Raw genomic sequence first — 24,557 nt, 5'->3', positions numbered from 1 at the left:
AAACGCTGAAGGCATCTAAGCGTGAAGCCCCCCTCAAGATGAGATATCCCATCGCAAGAGTAAGACCCCTTGAAGACGACGAGGTAGATAGGGCAGAGGTGGAAGCATGGCAACATGTGCAGCTGACTGTCACTAATAGGTCGAGGGCTTAACCAAGTTGGTTTAGGTTGTCAGAAATGGCAGAGGAAATAAGAACGGATGAAAGATATGTACAATGTGTGGTTTTGAGGGTATATGTAAAACCTTCAAAACAGGTTTGGCCTGGTGGCTCAGCTGGTTAGAGCGCCGCCCTGTCACGGCGGAGGTCGTGGGTTCGAATCCCATCCGGGTCGTTTTAACAGAATAATTTCGTATGTGGGATCTTAGCTCAGCTGGGAGAGCATCTGCCTTACAAGCAGAGGGTCACAGGTTCGAGCCCTGTAGGTCCCATTCAGTATGTAAAGTCCGAATGAGTAATTCGCCGATGTGGCTCAATTGGCAGAGCAGCTGATTTGTAATCAGCAGGTTATCGGTTCGAGTCCGATCATCGGCTTGCATAAAACAATAAAAACTAAATAGTATATAATATGGATGGTTTCCCGAGTGGCCAAAGGGGACAGACTGTAAATCTGCTGCAAATTGCTTCGGTGGTTCGAATCCACCACCATCCACTTGATACACTTCTAAAAAGAGGGCGTATCGAATATAATTTAATAACGCGGGGTGGAGCAGTCTGGAAGCTCGTCGGGCTCATAACCCGAAGGTCGCAGGTTCAAATCCTGCCCCCGCAATTTTTTGTGAGAACTTTAAGTATGCTTACAGATGTACATGCCCAGATAGCTCAGTTGGTAGAGCAGAGGACTGAAAATCCTCGTGTCGTTGGTTCGATTCCGACTTTGGGCATTATGGGATACTAGCTCAGGTGGTAGAGCACTTGACTTTTAATCAAGTTGTCCGGGGTTCGAGTCCCCGGTGTCTCATCGAAATGAAGCCTTGAAACAATTTCTGTTTCAAGGCTTTTTTTATCTTTGTTTTATTTTTTCGAAAACTCTATTATAATGTATGATGAAGTAATGCGATAGGGGGGACTGCCGATGGAGGAAAAGTACCGGGCTGAAATTGAAAAGAAACGGGCCGAGAGTGTCAATCGCGCCTGGAAGATCATCAGCGTATTCGTTGTGGTATTTCAACTTTTAATGCTGATACTGATGGCTGCGAAACCGGGGGGCCCGTTTAAGACACAGAGGAGAGCTATTTACTGTATCTTGTATCTGACTCTTTTCCTGGTTACGGGAATTGCCATGATCCTGAATCGTAATTTCTGGAGGAGGGAAAAGAAAAATTACCATCTGTATCTTCATGCTGAGCTGGTTTACGCGGCATTTATCTGCTTCTGGGGCTGTTGTATTACTTTGAACGATCAGCTGGGAGGAAATGATTTAAGCGTATTTACATATATGATGCTGTCCGTGGCAGCACTTGGTTTTTTGGAGCCGGTAAAGGCTGGAGTTATTTTTATGGCGGCATTTGTCTTTTTAAATATTTGTCTGCCGGGAATCCAGACGATTGAGAATAATATTTTCAGCAATATTATAAACAGTTTTTCGATCGCGGGTATTTCTACGGCTATCTCGTATTCGCTTTACCGGAATAAAGTGATTGTCACAAAGCAGGAGGTGACGATCCGAAAACAGTATGAGGAGATTACCAGGGTAAATGAGATTCTGAGCCATCAGGCCATGGTTGATGAGCTGACAGATATGAATAACCGGCGGTATATGGAATGGTTTATCGGGGAGAAAATCAAGAAACTGGAAGAGGAATCCGGTACGATCTCGTGTATGATGCTGGATATCGATTATTTTAAGCAGTTTAACGACCGGTATGGTCATATTGCAGGCGATGTCTGTCTGAAGAAGATCGCGGAGATTATCCGGGGATGCTGTCAGGATAATGATGTGGCGGCTATTCGTTTTGGCGGGGAGGAATTTTTTATCTGCCTGTTCCGGTGGGATCGGGATGAAGCGGTGGAAATGGCGGAGACAATACGGGAGAGGATCGCTGAATGCCGCTTTAAAATCAATGGTGAGGAAGAAGGTGCGGTTACCATCAGTATTGGTGTCTATACCTGGCATGGGGAAGGTAAGGTGCAGATGGATGATCTGGTCTGTCTATCGGATAAGGCGTTGTATCAGGCGAAGAAGAATGGAAGAAACAGAGTTGAGGTACTGCCATAAAAAGATCTGCTAGGAAACCGGATTAACGGTTTTCTGGCAGATTTTCTTTTTCTGTGGTCTCTCTTCGGATCAGAATGGGAGTAATAGTTTTATGGACCGGTTCCTTTAAGGGAGCTGGTTTTCTTTTTTTGCGTTCATTCATCTGGCTGACAAGGAGACTTACCGCCTCATTGGCTATGCGGTCTATCTGCTGTCCTATTGTGCTGATTGGAATAACCGCTTCCCTGGCAACCGGGGAGTCGTCAAAGCCTATGATATAATAGTCGTCAGGCAGCCTGCCGTATTTACGGACGATTAAGTTTAACAGGATATTGGCATGGGTGTCGTTGGATACGAAGATGCCTTTTCGCATGCCGGTATAAGAGGTCTCCAGTTCCTCCAGGATATCTCTTAAGTACTGAAGGGAGGAATCGTAGGTGTTCTCTGTTTTGTGGCAGTATATACGGTTTTTTATATTATTTTCTTTGCAGAAATCCATGAAGCCCTGGATTCGTCCGTAGGCAGGGATGTTCTCGGCTGTCGGTGTATTGATATGGATCAGTATGTCACAGTTATGTCTGGCCAGGAGGCTGGTGGCCTGTATGGCGCCTATGTAATTATCGGTGTTGATGCTGGAGACATACTGGTCCTCCCGTTCTATGGTGACAATGGGGATCTGAAGGTCTGCCAGTTCCCTGGAGGAAAGTGTGTGGCTCAGGACAATGAGGCCCTCAATCTTATAGGCCAGAAGCTCCTGAATGTACTGGCGCTCCGTCTCCGCGTTCTCGTGGCCGATGAATACCAGAAACTTGTATCCGTACGTCTCATAGGTGGCAAGGATCTGATTCAGCATTTCTGAATAATAGTGCAGATAAAGGTTTGGAATCAGGATACCGACAAATTCTGTCTTGCCGTTGGCCAGGATGCGGGCTACCTTGTTTTCTTTATAGTTGAGCTTTACCAGAGCGTCGGAAATGATCTGCTGGTTCTCAAGCGTGAGGGAATCCGGATTATTAAAGTATCTGGATATCGTTGTCTTGGAAAAATGAGTGTATTGTGCAATATCGTCAAAGGTTATATTCTTTTTTTGTGTCATCCTTGATGCCTCTTTTCAAAATGTAGGGTGTTTTTATGAAAAGGAGTTTTCTTGCCAGTGAAGATTCCTGTGACTGTCTGGAATTTCGCTCCATCCTCTTTATTCAGTATAACAAAAATAGATGAGTGGTTCAAGAGTAATCGGTTAAGTAACCGGTTTTGTGAAGATCGAACAAATTGTGTACGCCGTATTAGGGCAGTTTTACGAAAAGTAGTTTGCACATTGACAAATTGACCAAAAGGGTGTTATGATAAAAACATAAAGTAACCGGTTACTTTACCGGTTACACAAAATAAGTCCGATAAAAATTGCAGCGTTAAAGGAGGAATGAGGATGATGAAAGGTATTGGTACGAAGGCCATTAAAATCGGAGTTATGATGGTGACGGCGGTCCTGATGCTGACGGGGTGCAGATTTGGATTTGCCAGTGATCCGGATGATCCGAATGAGGTGGTACAGGAAGAGCCGATTGACACGTCGGTGGATACGTTTGAATATGATGCGTCTCTGTCGGGTACGAAAATCACGCTTTTGAATTCCAAGGCGGAGATACAGGTGGCTTTGACGAAGATGGCGGAGGAATATGAGAAGAAATCGGGAGTCCACGTGGAGGTTATGCCGGTTACGGATGGGGATTCTCCTTATACCAAGGTTGTCAGCATGTATAACTCGGGGACGCCGCCTACTATGGCAATTCTGGATACTACCGATGTGATCGCGCTGGCTGAGGAAAAAGCGGTTGATCTGACGGGAGAGCCCTGGACTGCGGAGGCGGAAGGTTATCTGACAGAGGTGAATGGAAAGATATATAGCTTCCCGCTCTGTATTGAAGGCCGCGGGCTGATTTATAATCGGTCGGTGATTGAAGAAACGCTGGGAAGGGAATTCGATCCTCTGTCTGTTACGACCATGGATGAGTTTGCGGCACTTCTGGATCAGCTGACGGAGGCTGGCATGAAGCGGCCTGTTTCTGTGGCAAAGGAAGACTGGTCTCTGGGAGCGCACCAGCTCCAGTATATCTATGAGACGTATGACGGGACTTCTGAGGGCGCCCAGGAGGTTATCGAGGCGATCAAGGAAGGGACACTGGATTTAAATTCTTATGACCGTATGAATCAGTTTTTAAATATGTTTGATATCTTAAGGGAGTATAACGTGGCTAGAAAGGATCCGCTGGGGGCCGATTATGACGAGATGGCCATCGACCTGGTGGATGGAAAGACCGCTTTCTGGTTTAACGGCAACTGGGCATGGCCGAATCTTTCGGAGGCCGGTGCGGAGAATTCGGATGCGTATGGCTTTCTTCCATACTTTTTGAATAACGATCCTGAGGATTTTGCCAATCGGGAGATCCAGGCGTCTCCGTCTAAACAGATTATGATAGATGGGCGCGTCGTATCGGATCAGGAGAGGACGGCGGCCAGGGAGTTCTTGAACTGGATTGTATTCAGTGAAATCGGACAGCAGATGATCGTGAAGACGTGTAATCTGATTCCGCCATTTCAGAATAATCCTTATGAACCGGCTGATCCGCTGAGCCGCGATATTTACAACCGGGTTCATGAAGAGAGGGCGTTTAACGCGTCTGCTATCGTTCCAAATGACCACTGGGCGGTTCTGGGAGCATCCATGCAGAAGTATCTGGCGGGCAGAAGCAGCCGGGAGGAACTGATTCAGTCGATTGAGAACTATTGGGAAGAACAGAGATAGGAGAGAGGTGTCCAGGATGAAATCAAAGAGCAAAGGGAAAGATTTCTGTATTTTTGCATTGCCCGGGTTATTCTGCTTTTTTGCAGTTGTGATTGTTCCGTTTATCTACGGCGTCTATTTGACGATGACGGACTGGAACGGCGTTTCGGATGTGAAGAATTTTATCGGTCTGCAGAATTTTGCCGGGGTTATGAAGGACGGACAGTTCTGGTCGTCTCTGCTTCTGACCTTTAAGTATGTGATCGTGGTGGTGGTATTTGTAAATGTGCTGGCGTTTATGATCGCCTATCTGCTGACAAGAGGGATTAAGGGACAGAACTTTTTCAGGGCCGGATTTTTTACACCGAACCTGATCGGGGGCATCGTTCTCGGGTATATCTGGCAGTTCGTATTTTCAAGAGTATTTGTGGGAATCGGTGATGCTACGGGATGGGGACTGTTTGAGGCATCCTGGCTTTCGGAACCGACAAAGGCGTTTATCGCACTGGTGATTGTTACGGTGTGGCAGCTGTCCGGATATATGATTCTTATCTATGTGGCCGGTTTTATGGGACTGAGTGATGATGTGATGGAAGCAGCTACGATTGACGGTGCTTCGGGATGGACGAAAATGAAGAGCATTATTATGCCTCTTATGATGTCCTCCATTACCATATGCCTGTTCCTGACGCTGTCCAGGGCATTTATGGTATACGATGTGAACCTTTCCTTAACGGCGGGTGCGCCTTACGGGACGACGGAGATGGCGGCCATGCACGTGTATGAAAAGGCATTTACATCGAGACGGTTTGGTGTGGGCCAGGCGGAGGCGCTGATCCTGTTCGTGATCGTGGCCTGCATCAGCGGCATTCAGGTTTATTTGACCAAGAAGAAGGAGGTGGAAGCATAATGGCGGGAGAGAAAGCAGGAAGCGGTAAGAAGAGAAAGAAATCGGAGCTTGTGGCTACAGCAGGGCTGATCGTGATATTTATTCTTTACATGTTCCCATTCTACATGGTGGTGATTAATTCCCTGAAACAGAAACGGGATATTATCAAGAGTCCATTTTCCTGGCTGTATACAATTAAGGGACTGTCGTTTGATAACTTCGTGAAGGCGTTTGTTCAGATGGATTTTTTGAACGCATTTAAGAATTCCCTGATTGTTACGGTGCTTGCAACGGCGCTCGTTACGCTGCTGGCGGCTATGCTGGCCTACTATATCGTGCGGAATAACAATGCGATTTCCAGGATTGCCTTTGTTTTGATGGTGGCTTCCATGATTATTCCGTTCCAGGCGATTATGATTCCGCTGGTGAGTATTTATGGAGGTAAGCTGAATCACAGGAGCACGCTGGTATTTATGCATACGGGATTTTCCATGGCGATGTCCGTGTTTATGTTTCATGGGTTTATTAAGGGAAATGTTCCGGTGGCGCTGGAGGAGGCCGCGAATATCGACGGATGTACCCACGCCCAGACATTTTTCAGAATTGTTTTTCCACTGCTGAAGCCGATTATTTCCACGATGGTAATCCTGAATTCACTGGCGTTCTGGAATGATTTCCTGTTGCCGTCTCTGGTGCTGTCGGATAAGAAGCTGCTGACGCTGCCTCTTTCCACTTACAGCTTCTACGGCACGTATTCGGCGGATTACGGCACGATTATGGCGGGACTGCTGTTGTGCGTAATACCGGTGTTAATTCTGTATATTACGCTTCAGAAGCAGATTATCAGCGGCGTGGTGGCTGGAGCAGTAAAATAGATGGTCCCGGCGGACAGAGGACTGTCACGAAAACAGACAAAAGGAGAGGCTGCATACGATGACGACAAATACAATACATATAAAGGCTCCGGGATGCTGGATGAATGATCCGAATGGATTTATTTATTACAAGGGAAAGTACCATATGTTTTACCAGTGCTTTCCCTATGGACCGAGGTGGGGGAGGATGCACTGGGGGCACGCGGTGAGTGAGGACCTGGTGCACTGGGAACATAAAGGAATTGCCTTATTTCCAAGTAAGCGCGGGGACCGGGATGGGTGTTTTTCCGGAAGTGCGGTGGAACAGGACGGGAAATTATATCTGTACTATACCGGTGTCAGTTATCTTTTAGAGGATCCCGAGGACACGAATCTCTGTCTGGATGATCAGTTTGTCTCGGCACAGATGATGATTACATCGGAGGATGGAATTCATTTTGATAATATAAAGGATAAAAGAGAGATTATTGCGCCGATCGGGGAACGGGAAATGGGCGATGCAGCTCATACGAGGGACCCTAAGGTGTGGCGCGGAGAGGATGCCTGGTATATGGTGCTGGGGACCCATGGAAACGACGGAAATGGCAGACTGCTCTTTTACCGCAGCGCTGATCTGGAAAACTGGTCGTATGTGAATGCCGTGTCGAAAAGCGGTTTTGGATGGATGTGGGAGTGCCCGGATTACTATGAGACGAAGGGGGGAAAGGTTCTGTCATTTTCACCTATGGGATTTTTAAAGGATGGGTATAAAGAAGAGAATCAGAATATCTGCATGGTTGTGGACTTTGAGGAAGAGCGCTGTACCATGACGATGCCGGATCAATACCAGTTTCTCGATTATGGTCTGGATCTCTATGCGGCGCAGAGCACGGTGGATCAGGATGGCCGGAGAGTGATGGCCGCATGGGTCCGTATGCCGGAGACGGTCGGCGGTGAATGGATCGGGATGATGTGCAGTCCCAGAGTGGTGGAAGTGGAGGACGGCCATATTTATTTCCGGATGCATCCGGCGGTCAGGAAGGCCTACAGCAGAGCGATTGATACGCCAAAGGAGGCTGCGGAAGCGGGATATCGGGCAGAGGCAGATTTAGAGGAGGGTGATGGTATCGATGTCGGCGGATACCGGATTTACCGGAAAGGGAATCGAATCTGTACGGACCGGAGCCTGACTGCGGGAAATGACAGGGAGTGCAGAATGCAGTTTGAGACGCCGGAGATGAAGATGGGCGGCCATGTGGAGATTCTGGTGGATTCTAATTTGATTGAGGTTTTTGTGAATGACGGCGAGTACGTTATCTCAAATGCGGTATATGGGATTGGTAATGAGATCGTGTCGGATCGAAAGGTGAAGCTGTTTACGGTAGAATAATACAAATAGTACAGTGATTATGAAAAGTCTGTAAATATTTAGAGATTATAGCGCGTGTTTGGCGAGGAGATATGGTGAGATGGATTACTGTAAGGAATATGAAAAACGGTTTGACAGGTACTATGACGAGCTGAAATGGCTCTACTGCGAACTATATAAGAATCAGGATGAGGCGTTTAAGCAGCTGTGCGGACAGATGTACCAGTTTTATACGGAGAGGAAGGCGGCTCTTAAGACGATGGACCGGGAGCGGGCGAAGGATCCGCAGTGGTATAAAGGAAACCGGATGGTCGGTATGATGATGTATGTGGATGCATTTGCCGGGGATTTAAACGGGGTTTTAAAGCATCTGGACTATATTGAGGAATGCGGGGTCAATTATCTGCATCTGATGCCGCTTCTCAATACGCCGGAGGGCAGGAGCGACGGCGGATACGCGGTATCTGATTTCCGGAAGGTGAGGCCTGATCTGGGTACCATGGAGGACTTAGAGTGTCTGGCAAAGGAGTGCCATAAACGGGGGGTGAGCATCTGCCTGGACTTTGTGATGAACCATACCTCGGAGGACCACGAATGGGCCAGAAAGGCGAAGGCAGGCGATCCGGAGTATCAGAGCCGATACTTCTTCTACGACAATTACGATCTGCCGGCACAGTTTGAACGGACAGTGCCGGAGGTATTTCCAACTACGGCACCGGGGAATTTTACCTGGGTGCAGGAGGCGGGAAAATATGTGATGACCACATTTTATCCCTATCAGTGGGATTTGAATTACTGGAATCCGGTTGTGCTGAACGAGATGGCCCAAAATATGCTGAACCTGGTGAACCAGGGGATTGATGTAATCCGTATTGATGCGGTTCCTTACATATGGAAACAGCTGGGGACGAACTGCAGGAATCTGCCGCAGGTCCACACCATTGTGCGGATTATGAGAATTATCTGTGAGATTGTGTGTCCGGGGGTCCTTCTGCTCGGAGAGGTGGTAATGGAACCGGATAAGGTGGTTCCGTATTTCGGCAGCGTGGAGAAGCCGGAGTGTCACATGCTTTATAATGTGACGACCATGGCGGCTACCTGGAACAGCGTGGCGACAAAGGATATCCGGCTGCTTCGCCAGCAGATGAATGTGGTGAGCAGTCTGCCGAAGGATTACGTTTTCTTAAATTATCTGCGCTGTCACGACGATATCGGATGGGGACTGGATTATCCGTGGCTGAGACAATTCGGGATCGATGAGGTCAGTCATAAAAAGTATTTGAATGATTTTCTGACCGGCCAGTATCCGGGATCGTTTGGACGGGGAGAGTTGTACAATTCAGACCCTGAGTCCGGGGATGCAAGATTATGCGGAACGACGGCATCGTTATGCGGTATTGAAAAGGCCGCGTTTGAGAAGGACGCAGAAGCCCTTGAAAAGGCTGTAAGGCTGGATCTGATGCTTCATGCGTATATGTTGTCGCAGTCAGGGATTCCGGTGATCTACAGCGGCGATGAGATCGGTCAGGAGAATGATTATACCTACCACGAGAATCCCAGAAAATGGGATGACTCCCGTTATCTGCACAGAGGCGATTTCCGTTGGGATCGGGAGAAGAAACGCAGTGTGAAGGGCCAGTCTTCAGGAAAAGATTTTCGACGGCATTAAGAAGCTGGAGACGATCCGGGCACAGTATCCGGTTTTCTGCACGGATGCGCAGGTGTGGACCATTGACACGTGGGATGATTCCATCCTGGGTCTGGTGAGAGAGTACGGGGAGGAGAAGGTGATTGCCCTCTTTAATTTCAGTGAATTCGATAAAGTCGCGTGGATCAACGAGGAGGATGGGATGTATACGGATCTGATCTCGGGGAGAGCGATGGAGGCGAAAGGGGTGGAGATACCTGCTTATGGAGTTTACTGGCTTATGAGGGAAAACGGGATTGAGGAGAATAAATAATTGATAAAGTAAAAAGGATCTGGAGACGCTGCGTCCCGGATCCTTTTCTTTATTCGTCAAATTCTACAATCACATAGTAGCCTCTGTCGTTGTGCTTGACTTCTTTTACGATTCCGTGGTCGGATTTGATGCGGTCACGGCCGGTATAGCAGCCGGACATGGCAACGGCCGGATCGATGATATAGCTGTAGCTGCTGGTTCCTTCCCTCTCGATAATGGATACTTCATCACCCGCCTTGACGAGTCCGGGGCGCTCCATCTTAAATTCGATTGTTCTCACAATGAATCACCTCCTGGTTAATCCGCTTAGCAAGGTACTTCACGGGCTTCGTGGATTAGCTTATTTTATTTCTGCGGGTGAAGTTCTGGGTATTATGTATGGCTGGCTATCTGGCGACGGCCGCGAGAGCCAAATATCCCGCAGTTTGATACAAAGGCTCTGACTTCGATATCTATTATAAGACTGATATGAAAAAACGTAAAGAAAGGAAAAACGAAAGAAAATCTTACGTTTTATTATAATACAATATTAAAATATTGAATATCAATAAATAAATATTGAAATTTAATATATACTATGGTATGTTACAGGAAAGAGAAGTAATGGATGAAGAATTGCGATAATAAGAAGGAGGAAGTTTGATGAGTGGGAAGATTCTGGAGGAAGAGAGTAAAATGGTGATAATTGAAAATCAGGAGGGAGCTGGTAATCAGAAGATACCTGAACACCAGGCAAAACCTGAGAAGCAAAACGGAGATAGCAGCCAGATAATACAGGAAAAAGAAAATATAAAAAAAGATATGAAAAAGGAGATAAAAGAAGCGCCTGTTCCGGCTTGGCGTAGGGGAAAGCAGGAGGTTATCACACAGAACTTTCCAATATTTATGGGTGTGGCTCTGGCTTTTGGAATACTGTATACATTTTGTATGTATAAGAATCCCAGTGGAATTACGTATCCAATTATGGTTGGGGGGATTTACGGTGTGCTGGCCTGGATGCTCAGGAGGCTTTCGGTAGAGTGGAAACGGGGATCATGGTTTTTGATTGTTACTGCTGTTTTGCTGGGTATCGCGGTCTGCAGGACTGCGGATCCGCTGCTCATTCTGCTGATCAAGACGGCTGAATTTTTGCTGGTGGTTATTTTTGTGATTCACCAGTTTTATGAAGACAGGGAGTGGAGTATCGGTAAGTATTTATCTTCTATGGCAGTCTATCTCTGTTGTGTGATTGCGGCAGTTGTCTATCCGTTTTTTCAGGGGAACGAATTTTTTAAGAAGGTAAATTTGAAAAAGTACAGAACGGCATCACGGGTGCTTATGGGGCTGGCGGCAGCACTGCCGATCCTGCTGGTGGCCGGATTTCTTCTGGGGCGGGCGGATGTAGTGTTTGGCTCCATGGTGGTTCACTGGATGGAGACGGTTCTGAATGTATGGACTATTCTCATTATGGTCTCCATGACTGCTTTTGGGGCATTTGGAGTCTATTGCCTGATCTGCGGAGCCTGTATGGACCAGATTTCCGGGGAAGAAAAGACGATGAGAACCCACGAACCGGTTACCGCTATTACGTGCATGAGCGCCGTTGCTCTGCTGTATCTGTTTTTTAGCGGGATACAGGTCATTTACCTTTTTCTCGGAAAAGGCAGTCTGCCGGAGGGGGTGACGTACTCCTCCTACGCGCGGCAGGGATTCTTTCAGCTTCTGTTTGTGGCTGTGATGAATCTGGTTATGGTGCTTATGAACCTGAAGTTTTTTAAGAGAAGCCGTTTCTTAAATGGCGTTCTGACTGTCATCTGCGGATGTACGTATGTGATGATTGCATCCGCGGCATACCGGATGGCTTTGTATGTCGGAGAGTATCACCTGACGTATCTGCGGGTTCTGGTGCTGTGGTTCCTGCTGTTGCTGGCGTGTATGATGGCTGGTGTGGTTATTCTGATCTATAGGAACCGATTTCCGCTGTTTGGATGGTGCCTTGTGATGGTATCTGTATTTTTTGTGGGATTTTCGTATATGAGACCGAACCGGGTGATTGCGGACTATAATGCAGCTCATGTGGGTGAATGGTCTGACAGCGATTTTACGTATATGACGCAGGCGCTTTCGGCGGACGCAGTCCCTGTAGTGCTTGAGGCGCTTGAAGATAATGCGGTTCTCGGACGGTTTTATTCCGGCGGGAGAACGGAATTTTTAACGGAGTATTACAGGTGGGTTATTTCTAAGAACTATCAGGTGGGGGCTGCGGATTTCAGGACATGGAATCTTTCGTTTGAAAAGGCAAAACAATCGTTCAGAAATGGGGGGATAGAATAATGGCTGATTTGGCAGGGCAACTTTTTGGAAGTATCATACTGTTGGGGCTGCTGTTTCTGTTTTTTATAGTTCCAATTATTTTGACTTTCATGAATTTATATTTTATTCTTGCAGAACCGGGGAAATTTAAAAATGCGGCGGAGGTGCTTACATGGATTCTGGGACCGCTGTTTTCCGCTATACTGTATGATTATATGGGAATCGGAGGCGAGTGGCAGGAGCAGCTGTTTGCCAGTGACTCTGCAATCCATACTCCTGTGTCGGAGCACTATGTGGTTACAGTTCTTGTTCTGGTTTCGCTGGGGCTTCTGGGATATTTTCTGCTAAAGCTGGCGTCTAAAAGGCTGCCGCCGCTGGTTAAGATTCTGAGTATATCATTTTTGTATATTGGATGCGCGGTCTGTGTGATGTGGATTATCCAGGTGCTGGGGCGGGCGGATGAATTATCTGTTTATCTCGCTGTATTTCCTCTGAATGTGATTCTGTTGTCAGCTTCTGTGGTGAAGACCCTGTTAAAGGAACAGAAGGAAGAGGATGAGGGAAAAGATTTCGAAAAGTTTACGGGATTGCGGCGCCTGTTGGTAAAGAGCAGCTGCTGGCCGGCGCTGGCGTTTCTTATGGTATGGCCGGTGCTGGGAATCTGTATTGCGGTTCTCGTGCTGTTTGGGCAGGAACCATCCGCCGCGGTGAAGGCATTTACAGAGACAAGCGACTGGATGCTGTCACAGCGGATATCACCGCCGACAGTTTACAGCGATGGCCATTATCTCTGTACGGTGGCGGCCGGGGGACATGAGAAACTGGTGAAACCTAAACGGATGGGAGTCCGGCACGGGCATCGGATCGTGGTGAACCGGCAGCTGTGTGTGGCAAATGCATTTGAGCAGGTGCTTGAGGAGCGTACACCGCGTTTTCACCGCTTCGTGCGCCATGTGTATGATACGTATGGGTATCCGGTGGCAAAGCATATCAGGACGCCTCTGGCGGCGGATATTACATATCTGGTGATGAAGCCCCTGGAATGGATCTTTCTTCTGGTTCTCTATCTGACGGACAGAAAGCCGGAGGACCGGATTGCAAAGCAATACCTGTAACAGAGTGAGGATTTGACATTTCACCATTGATCTGCTAATCTGAAAGAAAACTGTAACAGTTCAGGCGGCTCATCTTCTTGACTGAAAAATCCGGTCAAGAAGCATCAGATATTCATCCGATGTGAAAATTGGTGCATAAAGCCGCTTACAAGCAAGCTTGACGCTGCTTCCTGCGCCAATTTTCCCGCCGTCTGAACTGTTACAGAAAACTATCTGGAGGATGGAGATGGAGAAGTATCTGCTGGACCGATTAATGGAATATGGGGAATCTGACGCCTATCCGTTTCATATGCCGGGGCATAAGAGGCAGGCGGGGGCCGGATTTGCAGGGGATTTTCCAAATCCGTTTTCTGTGGATATTACCGAGATTGAGGGATTTGATAATCTCCACCACCCGGAAGGGATTCTGAAGGAATCTATGGAGTGGGCAGGAAATGTATATGGGGCGGACCGGACGTATTATCTTGTGAATGGAAGCAGCTGCGGTATTTTGAGCGCGGTATGCGGCTCTGTCTCCCATGGAGGCACTATTCTCATGAGCCGGAACTGCCATAAATCGGCGTATCATGGCGTGTATTTGGGCCATTTGAGGGCGGAATATATTTATCCACAGACGATCCCGGAATTTGGGATTCAGGGTGGATTATCACCGGAGGATGTGCGGCGGCTGTTGATAACCCATCCGGAGACGGAGGCTGTGCTGGTGGTATCTCCCACGTATGACGGTATTGTCTCGGATATCGGTGCAATTGCGAAAATCGTCCATGAGTGGGGGATTCCACTGATTGTGGATGAGGCTCACGGGGCGCATTTCCCCTTTGGAGGGGAGGCGGGATTCCCGGTTTCTGCGCTGGAACTGGGAGCGGATGTGGTGATACAGAGTCTCCATAAGACGCTGCCTTCTCTGACTCAGACCGCGGTCATGCATGTGAAAGCGGGATTTTCGGATGTCAGCAGGATTGACCGGTATGTACACATGTTCCAGAGCAGCAGCCCGTCGTATGTGTTGATGGCCGCTATTGAAAATTGTATCCGATGGATGGATGAAGCGGGAAGAGATGAGATGAAGGCTTTTAGCGGCAGGCTGGACCGTATCCGGCGGCGGATGGGGGAGATGGAGTGTCTGGCTCTTCTTGGCGGAGTGAAAGGGCGGTGCCAGGTCTTTGATGTGGATAAGTCTAAAATTGTGGTTTCAGTGGGAAGCAGCGGTCTGACCGGGCCGGCGCTTACGGAGCTGCTTCGAAACAGATACCATCTGGAAATGGAAATGTGCGGACCGGATTATGTGACGGCGATTACTACGGTGGCTGATACGGATGAAGGTCTGGACCGGTTATGCCGGGCTTTCCTGGAGATCGATCATGAGCGGAGGAGGGATGCGGGAGACTGCGGAACTGCCGCATCAGGCTTTTCGGGGATAAACGGGGATAACACAGGGGAAAGAGACCGTGGAATTGTGGATAACGGGATGGAAAAGGAACGCGGTTGTGGATGGCCGGAGATTGCTATGACGATCGCACAGGCGATGGACTCTCCGGGGCGGTCTGTTCCTCTCGATGCGTGTGAGGGAATGGTATCTGGGGAGTTTATCTACATCTATCCGCCGGGAATTCCGATTGTGGCGCCGGGAGAAGTATTAAAACCGGAATTGGTGGAGATGATCCGGCAGTATAAGAGCAAGGGCCTTCCGGTCCAGGGAACAGCGGATCCGGAGGTGGAGGAGGTTTTGACGGCAGCAGGAGCGGACTGAAAGCACGGATAAAAGGGAGCGGAGAATTAGATACTATTATTATTAGAAAAAACTGAGGAATGAAACATGGGAAAGATTTTTTATGTGATGGGAAAAAGCGCATCCGGGAAGGATACGATTTATAAAGAACTGCGGGAACGGATACCGGAATTAAAGACGGTGGTCCTTTATACGACGAGGCCGATCCGGGATGGGGAGACGGAAGGGGTGGAATACCATTTTACGACGGTGGAACGGCTGGATGACTTCCGCAGGGAGAAAAGGCTGATCGAGGAACGGACGTATCAGACAGTGTATGGACCGTGGAGTTATTTTACCGTGGATGACGGGCAGATCTGTCTGGATGACAGGGATTCTTATCTGATGATCGGAACGCTGGAGTCTTATGAGAAGATGAGAGAGTATTTCGGTGAAAATGGGCTGGTTCCTGTCTACATCGAGGTGGATGACGGCGTGAGGCTGGAGCGTGCGCTGGAGCGGGAAAAGGGACAGAAGGAACCGAAGTATAAGGAACTCTGCCGGAGATTTCTGGCGGATGAAGAGGATTTTAAGGAAGAAAACCTGGTAAGATGCGGAATTGACAGGAGATACAGGAATGATGATCTGAGAGTATGCCTGGAGGAGATCTGCAGGGATCTGAAGGCGGTTATGGAACAGGGGGCGGGCAGCAGGGAGTAAGCTGCCCGCATTTGCTGATGTTTGCCGATATTTACTGATGTTTGCCGATGTTCGGATGTTTGTTTGGATATTGGAGTTTGGAGTTTGGAGATTGGAGAGAGGGAAAACGGATGGGTTTTTCTTCTCTTTTTTTCGGATAAATTATGGAGATGCAGCGGCGCTTGAGCCGGCGTTTACATTTTGATAAAGTTTTTTGCAGTGCGATATGGTAGAATGGTGAATAAAAGAAAAAAGGGATGAGACGGCAGATGAAGAACAGGATTTTAGTGGTGGAAGATGAACGGGCAATTTCGGATTTGATCTGCATGAATTTACAGGCAGCAGGATATCTGACCGGAGCGGTCTACAATGGGGACTCCGTGGAGAGATACGTAAATGAGGAGCCGCCGTTTGATCTTGCGCTGGTGGATGTTATGCTGCCTGGAAAGGACGGATTTACGCTGATGGATTTCATGAAACGGAGGGAAATCCCGGTGATTTATCTGACAGCCAGGTCGGATATCACCTCAAAGGTCTATGGACTCCGGATGGGGGCCGAGGATTATATGGTAAAACCGTTTGAGATTATGGAACTTCTGGTGCGCGTGGAGAAGGTTCTGGAGCGCAGCGGAAAGCGCTGTAAGGAAATCACAATTGGTGATGTGACGATCGATCTGGCGGGGCATAAAGTGTATGCCGGGGAAACAATTGTGGGATTAAAGCCTATGGAGTATGATCTGCTGCTGTTCCTGGCACAGAATAAAAATGTGGCGTTCAGCAGGGATCAGCTGCTGGACAGAATATGGGGAAGTGATTTCTTCGGGGAGACGAGGACGGTGGATGTCCATATTGCTCAGCTGAGGAAGAAACTGAACCTGGAACAGACGATCAGGACAATACCGAAACTGGGATACCGGCTGGAGGACAATACATGAAACTGTGGAAAAAACTCACGGTCCTGTTTCTTTTATTTCTCATTTCTTCTCTGGCCGTATGCGGCACCATTACCCTTTACCATACCAGAAAAATTAATATCGACAGGACGGTTTCCAATTATAAACGGCAGCTGGAGGCGGTCTCCTATACGTTTGACCAGTTTGGAGCCAGACAGGAGTTTGAGGAAATGAGTGAAACTGTCCGGAATGCCTATCTTCAGTTTGAGTTTAAGAAGTGCTGCGGTGCGGGATATGCGCTTTTGAAGGATGGCGGCACGGTTATTAATCTAACGGATTATGACATTGTGAATCCGGATGAACTGGATGAGAACGGCATGGTTCAAAGCGTTGAGAAAAAGAAAATCCTGATTCTCAAAAAGGTTCTGCAGGAGATCGAAGGATATGAGATTGTCTCGATTCAGGATATTACGGACACGTACAGGGAGACTGAGAGGCAGCTTGGATTGTATCTGCTCATCTATTTGGCTGTTTCGGCGGCGGCAGCGGTCTGTGTCGCAATGATGGTGAAGCGGCTTCTTAAGCCCCTTAAGGAGCTGGAACAGGCGGCAGGACAGCTCAGCGGCGGAAATTTAAAGGAACGTGTGGAGGTCAGGAGCGGTGATGAGGTAGGGGAGCTGGGGGCTGCATTTAACCGGATGGCTTCTGAAATTGAACATCAGGTGGATGATTTAAAGCTTCTTCTGGGCGCGCTGAACCATGAAATTAAGACACCGATGACCTCTATTATCGGATATTCGGAGAGTCTGATTCATGTAAAGCTTCCGGAGGAACAGCGCCGGACCGCGCTTAACTACATTTATCAGGAGGGGAAGCGGCTGGAGAGTCTCTCTGGAAAGATGATGAGCCTTCTGGGGCTGTATGAGGAGGGGGCGTATGAATTTACATGGATTCCGGCCGAAGCGCTGTTCCAGTGTGTTGAAGAGATGGAAAAAACGTGTGCTAAGGCGCACGGCGTCACTCTTAAGACGGAGTGCCGGGGAAAATGGAACTACCTCGTGGATCCGGTTCTGATGGAGAGTCTGATCGGGAATCTGGTTCAGAATGGGATTCGGGCCTCCGAGCCTGGTGACACGGTTATTATGCGGGATACGGAAGACGGGATGGAGGTTCAGGATTTTGGAAGAGGAATCCCGGAGAGCGAAATCGCCAATATTACGAAGGCATTTTACATGGTGGATAAATCGAGAAGCAGAAAGGAAGGCGGCGCGGGACTGGGGCTTGCCATCTGCGGACAGATTGCTAAGCTGCATCATGCCAGGCTTGAGATTAGGAGCCGCGAGGGGGAGGGGACTGTCGTCCGGATCCATTTTGAGGATGATTACAAAACGTTTACAGGCCGATGAATACTTTGAATTGAGAATTGTTTATGATAGGAGAAGAGGAGGAAACGGTGCGAAGCATCAGATAAAAAAGGAGGATTCGGATGAAACGACAGATCATACTGGTAATGACAGCGGCGCTTTTTCTTGCCGGATGCGGCAGGGCGGCAGAGCCGGTGGTGATTGTTCCAAAGGATGAGGCGGAGAGCCAGTCTGCTCTCTCTGCGGGACAGGAAAATCAGGAGAACACAACAATGAGGGAACAGCTTCATTTGCCGGAACGGTATCAGGCGTCTTTTGAAGAGGGCGGTTTAAGCTTTTTTGCGGATGCGGAAATATCAATTCCTGATGTGACTTCAATCTCGGTGAAGAAGACGGAAGCGGATTATTACTCGATGGAGGAGTATGAGCGGATCAAGGAGTATTTTCGGGACAAGGAAAAAATCGCATGGGGGGAAGAGACGGACCATTCTGCGGTCAAAGGGCTGAAGGCTTCAGGCAGCAGGGCTCTCGTTGAGGGCAAGGAGTATTTCATCTCCTATTATTGGAACGGTGATGGAAAAAATGAGGACTATGCCTACAGCAACAGTATATCAGAGGGGGTAGGCGCTGCATTCAGAGAAGTCTACGACTATGAGACCATTCCGGAGGAACTTCAGTCTGAGGAGGAGTGGGCGAAGATGCGGAATGAGGCGGAAACTCTGATGGGGAATCTGGGATATGGAAAGATGAAGCTGGTTTCTGAGAAATGGATCGAAGGGACGCGGTCAAAACCGGATGACTCCTGGGAAGAACCGACGTATATGCGTGTGTTTGGTTTCTCCCTGGCGCCGGATGGAATCGGCGCACCGGCCTACCATCAGGTAAAAAGGCAGGACGGCTACGCTGGGTATCAGCAGTATGCGACACTTGCCTATACCCAGGATGGAAGCTTAAACGGAATTGGTCTGGAGAACAAGGAGCGGATCATCGGCGATTCGAAGGAGCGCGTATTTTTGCTGCCGTTCTCTGAGGTGGCGTCGATCTTTGAATCGGTGGAAAAGAGCAGCTATGAGGACTATTTTCTGTACGGCGGCACGTTTGCCGATGAGCGGAAGGTGACGCTTCGGGTGAAAGAGGCACGACTTGGATATATGGGGATTCACGACGTGAGAAACGGGGAACGGGAGAAGGAAGGGAAGATGATACCCGTGTGGGATTTCCTGGGAAGTGTGTCTGTTGAGTATCTAAAGGAGGGGAAATCGGTAGGGAAGGAGACTTACAGTCAGCCGGATCTTTCACTTATGACAATCAATGCAATGGACGGAAGCGTCATGGAGCGGAGAGATATGGGGAAGTAAACGTAACAGTTCAGGCGGGGATGTCTGACTGTTAAAAAACAGACGGAAATGGGAATGTGGTTCTGGACAGATCAGGGGATTGCGTGTAGTATTAAGGTAATTATTATACGGATCAGGAGGTAAGGGACGAAAATCATGGGAAGTATCTTTATTCAGTTTCCAAAGGGAAAAAAGAAGGCGCTGACGTTAAGCTATGACGACGGAGTGGAACAGGATATCCGTCTGATCGAAATCATGAAGCAGCATGGATTAAAGGGCACATTTAACTTAAACAGCGGGCTTTATGCGGAAGAGGGTACGGTATACCCGCCGGGTACGGTGCACAGAAGGATGACGGAAAAGGCGGTGACGGAGGTCTACGGCGGCAGCGGTATGGAGGTGGCGGTTCACGGGCTGACACATCCGTTTCTGGAGCAGCTTCCGGTGAATCTCTGTACGGCGGAGGTGATGAAGGACCGGGAGAATCTGGAGCGGCAGTTTCATACAATTGTCAGGGGTATGGCTTATCCCTTCGGTACTACCAGTGACAGGGTGGTCGATACGCTTGTGCAGGCGGGAATCGCCTATGCGAGAACAACGGTTTCGACATGGGATTTCCGGCTTCCGTCCGACTGGCTCCGTCTGACGGCCACGTGCCATCACCGGGATGAGCGTCTGATGGAGCTGGCGGGAAAATTTGTGGAGGAGACGCCAAAGTACGGCTCCTGGCTGTTCTATCTCTGGGGACACAGCTATGAGTTTGAGGCTGATGGGAACTGGGATGTGATTGAGAGATTTGCTGCGTATACCGGAAACCGGGATGAGATCTGGTATGCGACAAACCTGGAGCTGTATGATTACATGACGGCGTACGACCGGCTGCTGTTCAGCGCGGATGGGTCTATGGTGTGGAATCCTGCCGCAGTGGACGTATATTTTGAGAAGGACGGGATTTCTTACCGGGTGAAGGCTGGTGAGAGGATGGAACTGAATTAAATGCTTAAGACGGCTGCCGTATGGGGCCGTCTGTTTCTTTTTGTGCGGGAAATGACAGGAGACGCCCTCTTATGGGAATTACCAGCACTTATTTCTTGTGAGTATGAATTTTATATGCTATAATAAATCCGTATATTTTGAGACGGAGGTGCCCCAATGCCAGGATTTAACGATATAATCGGTCATGAGATGATAAAGGAACATTTTAAGAAGGCTATAGAGACAAATCATGTATCTCATGCGTATATTCTGACAGGTGAGGCAGGAATGGGACGTAAGTCGCTGGCGAATGCATTTGCCATGACGCTTCTCTGTGAAAAGGGGAAGAAGGAACCGTGTATGCAGTGCCACGCCTGCAAGCAGGTGATGAGCGGCAACCATCCGGACTTGATTTTTGTAAATCATGAAAAGCCGAACAGCATCGGCGTTGACGATATCAGGGAACAAATTAATGATACAATCATGGTACGGCCCTACAGCAGCTATTATAAGATCTACATCGTAGATGAAGCGGAAAAGATGACGGCACAGGCGCAGAATGCCCTGCTTAAGACCATCGAGGAACCGCCGTCCTATGCGATTATCATGCTGCTGACTACGAATCAGGAGGCATTTCTGCCGACGATTCTTTCCAGATGCGTGCAGTTAAAGCTGAAGCCGCTTCAGGACAGCGTAGTCAGGACGTATCTGATGGAATCTCTGGGGATTCCCGAGGTGAAGGCGGAGATTTACGCCGCGTTTGCGAGAGGAAATCTGGGAAAGGCGATCCATCTGGCCTCTTCGGAGGATTTTCAGCTGATGTATACCGAGCTTCTGCATATGCTGAAGCATTTGAAGGATATGGATATTACGGAGCTTCTGGACTATATCAAGAAGCTGAAGGATGAGAGTCTGGACATCTATGACTGCCTCGATTTTATGCAGCTATGGTACCGGGATGTGCTGATGTATAAGGTGACACAGGATATTAATCTTCTGGTGTTTAAGGAAGAGTATAATACAATTAAGGAAATGAGCGCCTCCAGCGCCTACGATGGGATTGAAAAGATTCTCCAGTCCATTGATAAGGCGGGGATCAGGCTGAATGCCAATGTGAATATGGAACTGGCCATGGAGCTCATGTTACTGGTAATGAAGGAGAACTGATTGATGATAAAAGTGATTGGTGTAAGATTCCGCAATGCGGGGAAGATCTATTATTTCGATCCGGCCGGCAGGGAGATTCATACGGGTGACCACGTGATTGTGGAGACGGCGAGAGGGATTGAATACGGTTATGTAGTGCTGGGAAGCAGAGAGGTGCCGGATGACAAGGTCGTCCAGCCGCTTAAGTCTGTGATCCGGATGGCGACGAGAGAAGACGAGGATGTGGAGTTAAAAAACCACGACAAGGAAAGGGAAGCGTTCCGGATCTGTAAGGAAAAGATCAGGAAACACGGGCTTCAGATGAAGCTGATCGATGCGGAATATACCTTCGACAACAACAAGGTGCTGTTTTACTTTACCGCGGATGGAAGAATCGATTTCCGCGAACTGGTGAAGGATCTGGCATCGGTATTTAAAACGAGAATCGAGCTTCGTCAGGTCGGCGTCAGAGACGAGACGAAGATTGTGGGAGGAATCGGTATCTGCGGCAGACCGCTGTGCTGCCACTCTTACTTATCGGAGTTTATCCCTGTTTCAATCAAGATGGCGAAGGAGCAGAACCTGTCGCTGAATCCGACGAAGATCTCCGGTGTCTGCGGAAGGCTCATGTGCTGTCTGAAGAATGAGGAAGAGACGTACGAGGACTTAAACAGCAAGCTTCCGAATGTGGGGGATTATGTGACCACGGACGACGGACTGAAGGGTGAGGTTCACTCGGTCAGCGTGCTTCGTCAGCTGGTGAAGGTCATCGTCATCACGAAGGATGAGAAGGAAATCAGAGAATACCGTGTGGATCAGCTGAAGTTTAAACCGAGGCGGCGCAAGGATAAAGGCTCTGTAGCGGATGCAGAGCTGAAGGCTCTGGAAGCCCTTGAGAAGAAGGAAGGGAAATCCAAGTTAGATGATAATTGAGCTTAAGGATGAGGAACGGCTTGATGATTTACAGAGAAACGGCTATCAGATCATACAGAAGAAGGACGGGTTCTGCTTCGGTATGGACGCGGTGCTTTTATCCGGTTTCGCGGCGGTGAAGCCGGGGGAAAAGGCCATCGATCTGGGAACCGGGACGGGAATTATCCCGATTCTTCTGGAAGCGAAATATGAAGGCGAACATTATACGGGGCTGGAGATTCAGGATGAGGTGGCGGAGATGGCCGCGCGCAGCGTGGCGCTCAATCACCTGGAAGAGAAGGTCTCGATCGTAAAGGGCGATATCAAGGAAGCCAGCCGGCTGTTTGGCGCGGCTTCCTTTGACGTGGTGACCTCGAATCCGCCCTATATGAACGATGCCCATGGACTTAAAAATCCCGATCTGCCCAAGGCGATCGCCCGCCATGAGGTGCTCTGTACGCTGGACGATGTGGCGAGGGAGGCGGCTAAGCTTCTGCGGCCGGGCGGGCGCTTCTACATGGTGCACCGGCCTCACCGTCTGATAGAAATTATTACGGCGCTGACGAAGTATAAGCTGGAGCCGAAGCGGATGAAGATGGTCCATCCATTTGTGGACAAAGAGGCCAATATGGTCCTGATAGAAGCCGTGCGCGGCGGTAAATCCATGATTAAGGTGGAGGCGCCGATTGTGGTATATCGGGAGCCGGGGGTGTATACGCAGGAGATTTATGATATTTACGGGTATTGAGAAAATGCTCATTATGGTATCTGATTATGGTTGTTAGACGGACAGGACTGATTCCTACAAAGGCAGTCCTGTTTATTTTTTTGCCGTTATTATCTGTAAATAGTATTTTTAGTTTCCAATTTTGGATAAAGATTATGAATTTTGGGATTGGAGTAAGAATAATGAATGCTTATAATTAAGCCATAACAATTCAGGAGGTTGATAGGATTATGAAATTAAAAAAGTGTGCATCTCTGGTAATGGCAGCGGCAATGGTATTGGGGACATTAAGTGGGTGTGGAAGTACAGGGGGTACGGCAAAGAGCAGCGAGGCAGGTTCCGCGGATACGACGGCAGAAAACTCACAGGAGAGTAAGGAAAGCAAGGAGAAGCAGTCAGGCGGTAATTTAGTGGTCTATTCTGCTTGTAATGATCAGATCCTTAACACGCTGATCCCGTTATTTGAAGAGGAGACAGGCATCAAAGTAGAGCTTCTGGCTGGCGGTACCAGCGAAATGTTAAAGAGAATCCAGTCAGAATCGGTTAATCCATACTGCGACGTGATGCTCGGCGGAACAGAATCCATGTTCTATGATTTTATGGATTATTTTGAGGATTACACCTCGGTAAACGATGAGTTCATGCTGGATGGGCACCACTGTGTACAGGGAAAACTGACTCCTATCAATATGGATTCTGCGGTAATTATGTGGAATAAGAATCTGATCGGAGATATCCAGGTAAACAGCTACAAGGATTTTTTAAATCCGGAGCTTAAAGGGAAAATCGCTCTTCCGGATCCGGCCAGCTCCGGAAATGGAGTCAGCACGATTGCAGACATGGCATGGATCTACAATGACCATGAATGGGAAGGCGAGGCAGGCTGGAACTTTGTGACAGATTTCATTAAGCAGCTGGATGGCAAGGTGGCAGCCAGCTCGGGCAATGCTCACAAGAGTGTGGCAGACGGAGAGAATACGGTGACGGTTACTTATGAAGGCGCTGCTTTTGCTTATTTGAAGGATGGCGCCGATGTAGCAATCTCCTATCCTTCGGAGGGAGTGATTCCGGGGCAGGCGGTTTCTGCAATCATAAAGGACTGCAAAAATCAGGAGAATGCCAAGATATTTATTGATTTTGTGACGAGCGCGGAGGTTCAGGATTTATTTGGTACGGAGTTTATGAGCCGTCCTGTAAGAGAGGGCGCAAAAGTGGCTGATTTTATTCCTGACGCTGACAGCATTACCTATATTGAGCGTGATCCAAACGAGATTGCGGAACATAAGGCTAATGTTATTGATACGTTTAATGAGATTTTCGCAGAGGTGCAGTAATA

Annotated in this window: 19 protein-coding genes, 7 tRNA genes, 1 rRNA gene and 1 pseudogene; 26 read left to right on the top strand and 2 right to left on the bottom strand. The window is 48.5% G+C overall.

Going from position 1 to position 24,557, the window contains the following annotated elements:
• The 9 genes from H8S80_RS18540 to H8S80_RS18500 form a co-directional block, all read left to right on the top strand.
• Window positions 1-156: ribosomal RNA gene (locus H8S80_RS18540) — 23S ribosomal RNA — on the top strand; the annotation flags it as partial.
• Window positions 157-258: 102 nt separating this feature from the next.
• Window positions 259-332, top strand: a tRNA-Asp gene (locus H8S80_RS18535).
• 24 nt (window positions 333-356) lie between these two features.
• Window positions 357-429, top strand: a tRNA-Val gene (locus H8S80_RS18530).
• A gap of 30 nt (window positions 430-459) precedes the next feature.
• Window positions 460-532 (top strand) — tRNA-Thr (locus H8S80_RS18525).
• Between the two features lie 36 nt (window positions 533-568).
• A tRNA-Tyr gene (locus H8S80_RS18520) sits at window positions 569-650 on the top strand.
• A gap of 46 nt (window positions 651-696) precedes the next feature.
• Window positions 697-770 (top strand) — tRNA-Met (locus tag H8S80_RS18515).
• 39 nt (window positions 771-809) lie between these two features.
• Window positions 810-882: transfer RNA gene (locus H8S80_RS18510), tRNA-Phe, on the top strand.
• 4 nt (window positions 883-886) lie between these two features.
• Window positions 887-959, top strand: a tRNA-Lys gene (locus H8S80_RS18505).
• Window positions 960-1,073: 114 nt separating this feature from the next.
• Window positions 1,074-2,216 (top strand): GGDEF domain-containing protein, encoded by a 1,143-nt coding sequence (locus H8S80_RS18500; protein WP_117633211.1) that lies wholly within the window; start codon window positions 1,074-1,076, stop codon window positions 2,214-2,216.
• A gap of 22 nt (window positions 2,217-2,238) precedes the next feature.
• Here the strand turns inward: H8S80_RS18500 and H8S80_RS18495 are convergent, their stop codons facing one another.
• Entirely contained in the window at window positions 2,239-3,291 is a 1,053-nt protein-coding gene (locus H8S80_RS18495) for a LacI family DNA-binding transcriptional regulator (RefSeq protein ID WP_187049065.1), read from the bottom strand.
• A 336-nt stretch (window positions 3,292-3,627) separates the two neighbouring features.
• Between H8S80_RS18495 and H8S80_RS18490 the strand changes: the two genes are divergently transcribed.
• From H8S80_RS18490 to H8S80_RS18470, 5 genes and pseudogenes are all read left to right on the top strand, one after another.
• The gene (locus tag H8S80_RS18490) at window positions 3,628-5,001 is read left to right on the top strand and encodes an ABC transporter substrate-binding protein (protein WP_002605429.1); all 1,374 of its coding nucleotides are present in this window, start codon (window positions 3,628-3,630) and stop codon (window positions 4,999-5,001) included.
• Window positions 5,002-5,017: 16 nt separating this feature from the next.
• Complete coding sequence (locus tag H8S80_RS18485) at window positions 5,018-5,890, top strand: carbohydrate ABC transporter permease (protein WP_034533408.1); 873 nt, start codon at window positions 5,018-5,020, stop codon at window positions 5,888-5,890.
• Window positions 5,890-6,744, top strand: coding sequence for a carbohydrate ABC transporter permease (locus H8S80_RS18480; RefSeq protein WP_117633210.1), 855 nt, complete (start codon window positions 5,890-5,892; stop codon window positions 6,742-6,744). The genes H8S80_RS18485 and H8S80_RS18480 overlap by 1 nt, the downstream gene beginning before the upstream one ends.
• Window positions 6,745-6,802: 58 nt before the next feature.
• Window positions 6,803-8,113, top strand: a complete 1,311-nt coding sequence (locus H8S80_RS18475) for a glycoside hydrolase family 32 protein (RefSeq protein ID WP_117633209.1) — start codon at window positions 6,803-6,805, stop codon at window positions 8,111-8,113.
• Window positions 8,114-8,192: 79 nt separating this feature from the next.
• Window positions 8,193-10,053, top strand: a pseudogene (locus H8S80_RS18470) (amylosucrase).
• A gap of 49 nt (window positions 10,054-10,102) precedes the next feature.
• Here the strand turns inward: H8S80_RS18470 and H8S80_RS18465 are convergent.
• Window positions 10,103-10,333, bottom strand: coding sequence for a hypothetical protein (locus H8S80_RS18465; protein ID WP_002605435.1), 231 nt, complete (start codon window positions 10,331-10,333; stop codon window positions 10,103-10,105).
• Between the two features lie 362 nt (window positions 10,334-10,695).
• On the opposite strand from H8S80_RS18465, the gene H8S80_RS18460 reads away from it, so the two are divergent.
• The 12 genes from H8S80_RS18460 to H8S80_RS18405 all read left to right on the top strand — a co-directional run bounded on the left by H8S80_RS18460 (window position 10,696) and on the right by H8S80_RS18405 (window position 24,555).
• Window positions 10,696-12,366 (top strand): DUF4153 domain-containing protein, encoded by a 1,671-nt coding sequence (locus H8S80_RS18460; RefSeq protein WP_117633207.1) that lies wholly within the window; start codon window positions 10,696-10,698, stop codon window positions 12,364-12,366.
• Window positions 12,366-13,460 carry a DUF6688 domain-containing protein gene (locus tag H8S80_RS18455; protein WP_117633206.1) on the top strand — a complete coding sequence of 365 codons (1,095 nt, stop codon included), beginning with the start codon at window positions 12,366-12,368 and terminating at the stop codon, window positions 13,458-13,460. The genes H8S80_RS18460 and H8S80_RS18455 overlap by 1 nt, the downstream gene beginning before the upstream one ends.
• 220 nt (window positions 13,461-13,680) lie before the next feature.
• The gene (locus tag H8S80_RS18450) at window positions 13,681-15,210 is read left to right on the top strand and encodes an aminotransferase class I/II-fold pyridoxal phosphate-dependent enzyme (protein ID WP_117633205.1); all 1,530 of its coding nucleotides are present in this window, start codon (window positions 13,681-13,683) and stop codon (window positions 15,208-15,210) included.
• A gap of 66 nt (window positions 15,211-15,276) precedes the next feature.
• Window positions 15,277-15,888 (top strand): nucleoside/nucleotide kinase family protein, encoded by a 612-nt coding sequence (locus H8S80_RS18445; RefSeq protein ID WP_117633204.1) that lies wholly within the window; start codon window positions 15,277-15,279, stop codon window positions 15,886-15,888.
• A gap of 248 nt (window positions 15,889-16,136) precedes the next feature.
• A complete protein-coding gene (locus H8S80_RS18440) occupies window positions 16,137-16,802 on the top strand; it encodes a winged helix-turn-helix domain-containing protein (protein WP_002605440.1) in 666 nt (221 codons plus the stop codon).
• Window positions 16,799-18,166: a sensor histidine kinase gene (locus H8S80_RS18435; RefSeq protein ID WP_117633203.1), complete on the top strand. Its 1,368-nt coding sequence runs from the start codon at window positions 16,799-16,801 to the stop codon at window positions 18,164-18,166. The genes H8S80_RS18440 and H8S80_RS18435 overlap by 4 nt, the downstream gene beginning before the upstream one ends.
• An 80-nt stretch (window positions 18,167-18,246) precedes the next feature.
• Window positions 18,247-19,482 carry a DUF6034 family protein gene (locus H8S80_RS18430; protein ID WP_029467573.1) on the top strand — a complete coding sequence of 412 codons (1,236 nt, stop codon included), beginning with the start codon at window positions 18,247-18,249 and terminating at the stop codon, window positions 19,480-19,482.
• Window positions 19,483-19,617: 135 nt separating this feature from the next.
• The gene (locus H8S80_RS18425) at window positions 19,618-20,457 is read left to right on the top strand and encodes a polysaccharide deacetylase family protein (RefSeq protein WP_002605444.1); all 840 of its coding nucleotides are present in this window, start codon (window positions 19,618-19,620) and stop codon (window positions 20,455-20,457) included.
• A gap of 156 nt (window positions 20,458-20,613) precedes the next feature.
• The gene (gene holB, locus H8S80_RS18420; RefSeq protein ID WP_025529599.1) at window positions 20,614-21,603 is read left to right on the top strand and encodes a DNA polymerase III subunit delta'; all 990 of its coding nucleotides are present in this window, start codon (window positions 20,614-20,616) and stop codon (window positions 21,601-21,603) included.
• A gap of 3 nt (window positions 21,604-21,606) precedes the next feature.
• Window positions 21,607-22,515 carry a PSP1 domain-containing protein gene (locus H8S80_RS18415; RefSeq protein ID WP_002605446.1) on the top strand — a complete coding sequence of 303 codons (909 nt, stop codon included), beginning with the start codon at window positions 21,607-21,609 and terminating at the stop codon, window positions 22,513-22,515.
• Complete coding sequence (locus H8S80_RS18410) at window positions 22,505-23,242, top strand: tRNA1(Val) (adenine(37)-N6)-methyltransferase (protein ID WP_002605447.1); 738 nt, start codon at window positions 22,505-22,507, stop codon at window positions 23,240-23,242. The genes H8S80_RS18415 and H8S80_RS18410 overlap by 11 nt, the downstream gene beginning before the upstream one ends.
• Before the next feature lie 209 nt (window positions 23,243-23,451).
• Window positions 23,452-24,555 carry an extracellular solute-binding protein gene (locus tag H8S80_RS18405; protein WP_002605448.1) on the top strand — a complete coding sequence of 368 codons (1,104 nt, stop codon included), beginning with the start codon at window positions 23,452-23,454 and terminating at the stop codon, window positions 24,553-24,555.
• Window positions 24,556-24,557 lie beyond the last annotated feature (2 nt).

The organism is Hungatella sp. L36 (assembly GCF_014288035.1).
This window is presented reverse-complemented; position numbering and strand designations above follow the sequence as displayed.

Coding starts and splice junctions, on each gene's coding strand:
- H8S80_RS18500 (WP_117633211.1), top strand. CDS start 1,074: ATGGAGGAAAAGTACCGGGCTGAAATTGAAAAGAAACGGGCCGAGAGT.
- H8S80_RS18495 (WP_187049065.1), bottom strand. CDS start 3,291: ATGACACAAAAAAAGAATATAACCTTTGACGATATTGCACAATACACT.
- H8S80_RS18490 (WP_002605429.1), top strand. CDS start 3,628: ATGAAAGGTATTGGTACGAAGGCCATTAAAATCGGAGTTATGATGGTG.
- H8S80_RS18485 (WP_034533408.1), top strand. CDS start 5,018: ATGAAATCAAAGAGCAAAGGGAAAGATTTCTGTATTTTTGCATTGCCC.
- H8S80_RS18480 (WP_117633210.1), top strand. CDS start 5,890: ATGGCGGGAGAGAAAGCAGGAAGCGGTAAGAAGAGAAAGAAATCGGAG.
- H8S80_RS18475 (WP_117633209.1), top strand. CDS start 6,803: ATGACGACAAATACAATACATATAAAGGCTCCGGGATGCTGGATGAAT.
- H8S80_RS18460 (WP_117633207.1), top strand. CDS start 10,696: ATGAGTGGGAAGATTCTGGAGGAAGAGAGTAAAATGGTGATAATTGAA.
- H8S80_RS18455 (WP_117633206.1), top strand. CDS start 12,366: ATGGCTGATTTGGCAGGGCAACTTTTTGGAAGTATCATACTGTTGGGG.
- H8S80_RS18450 (WP_117633205.1), top strand. CDS start 13,681: ATGGAGATGGAGAAGTATCTGCTGGACCGATTAATGGAATATGGGGAA.
- H8S80_RS18445 (WP_117633204.1), top strand. CDS start 15,277: ATGGGAAAGATTTTTTATGTGATGGGAAAAAGCGCATCCGGGAAGGAT.
- H8S80_RS18440 (WP_002605440.1), top strand. CDS start 16,137: ATGAAGAACAGGATTTTAGTGGTGGAAGATGAACGGGCAATTTCGGAT.
- H8S80_RS18435 (WP_117633203.1), top strand. CDS start 16,799: ATGAAACTGTGGAAAAAACTCACGGTCCTGTTTCTTTTATTTCTCATT.
- H8S80_RS18430 (WP_029467573.1), top strand. CDS start 18,247: ATGAAACGACAGATCATACTGGTAATGACAGCGGCGCTTTTTCTTGCC.
- H8S80_RS18425 (WP_002605444.1), top strand. CDS start 19,618: ATGGGAAGTATCTTTATTCAGTTTCCAAAGGGAAAAAAGAAGGCGCTG.
- holB (WP_025529599.1), top strand. CDS start 20,614: ATGCCAGGATTTAACGATATAATCGGTCATGAGATGATAAAGGAACAT.
- H8S80_RS18415 (WP_002605446.1), top strand. CDS start 21,607: ATGATAAAAGTGATTGGTGTAAGATTCCGCAATGCGGGGAAGATCTAT.
- H8S80_RS18410 (WP_002605447.1), top strand. CDS start 22,505: ATGATAATTGAGCTTAAGGATGAGGAACGGCTTGATGATTTACAGAGA.
- H8S80_RS18405 (WP_002605448.1), top strand. CDS start 23,452: ATGAAATTAAAAAAGTGTGCATCTCTGGTAATGGCAGCGGCAATGGTA.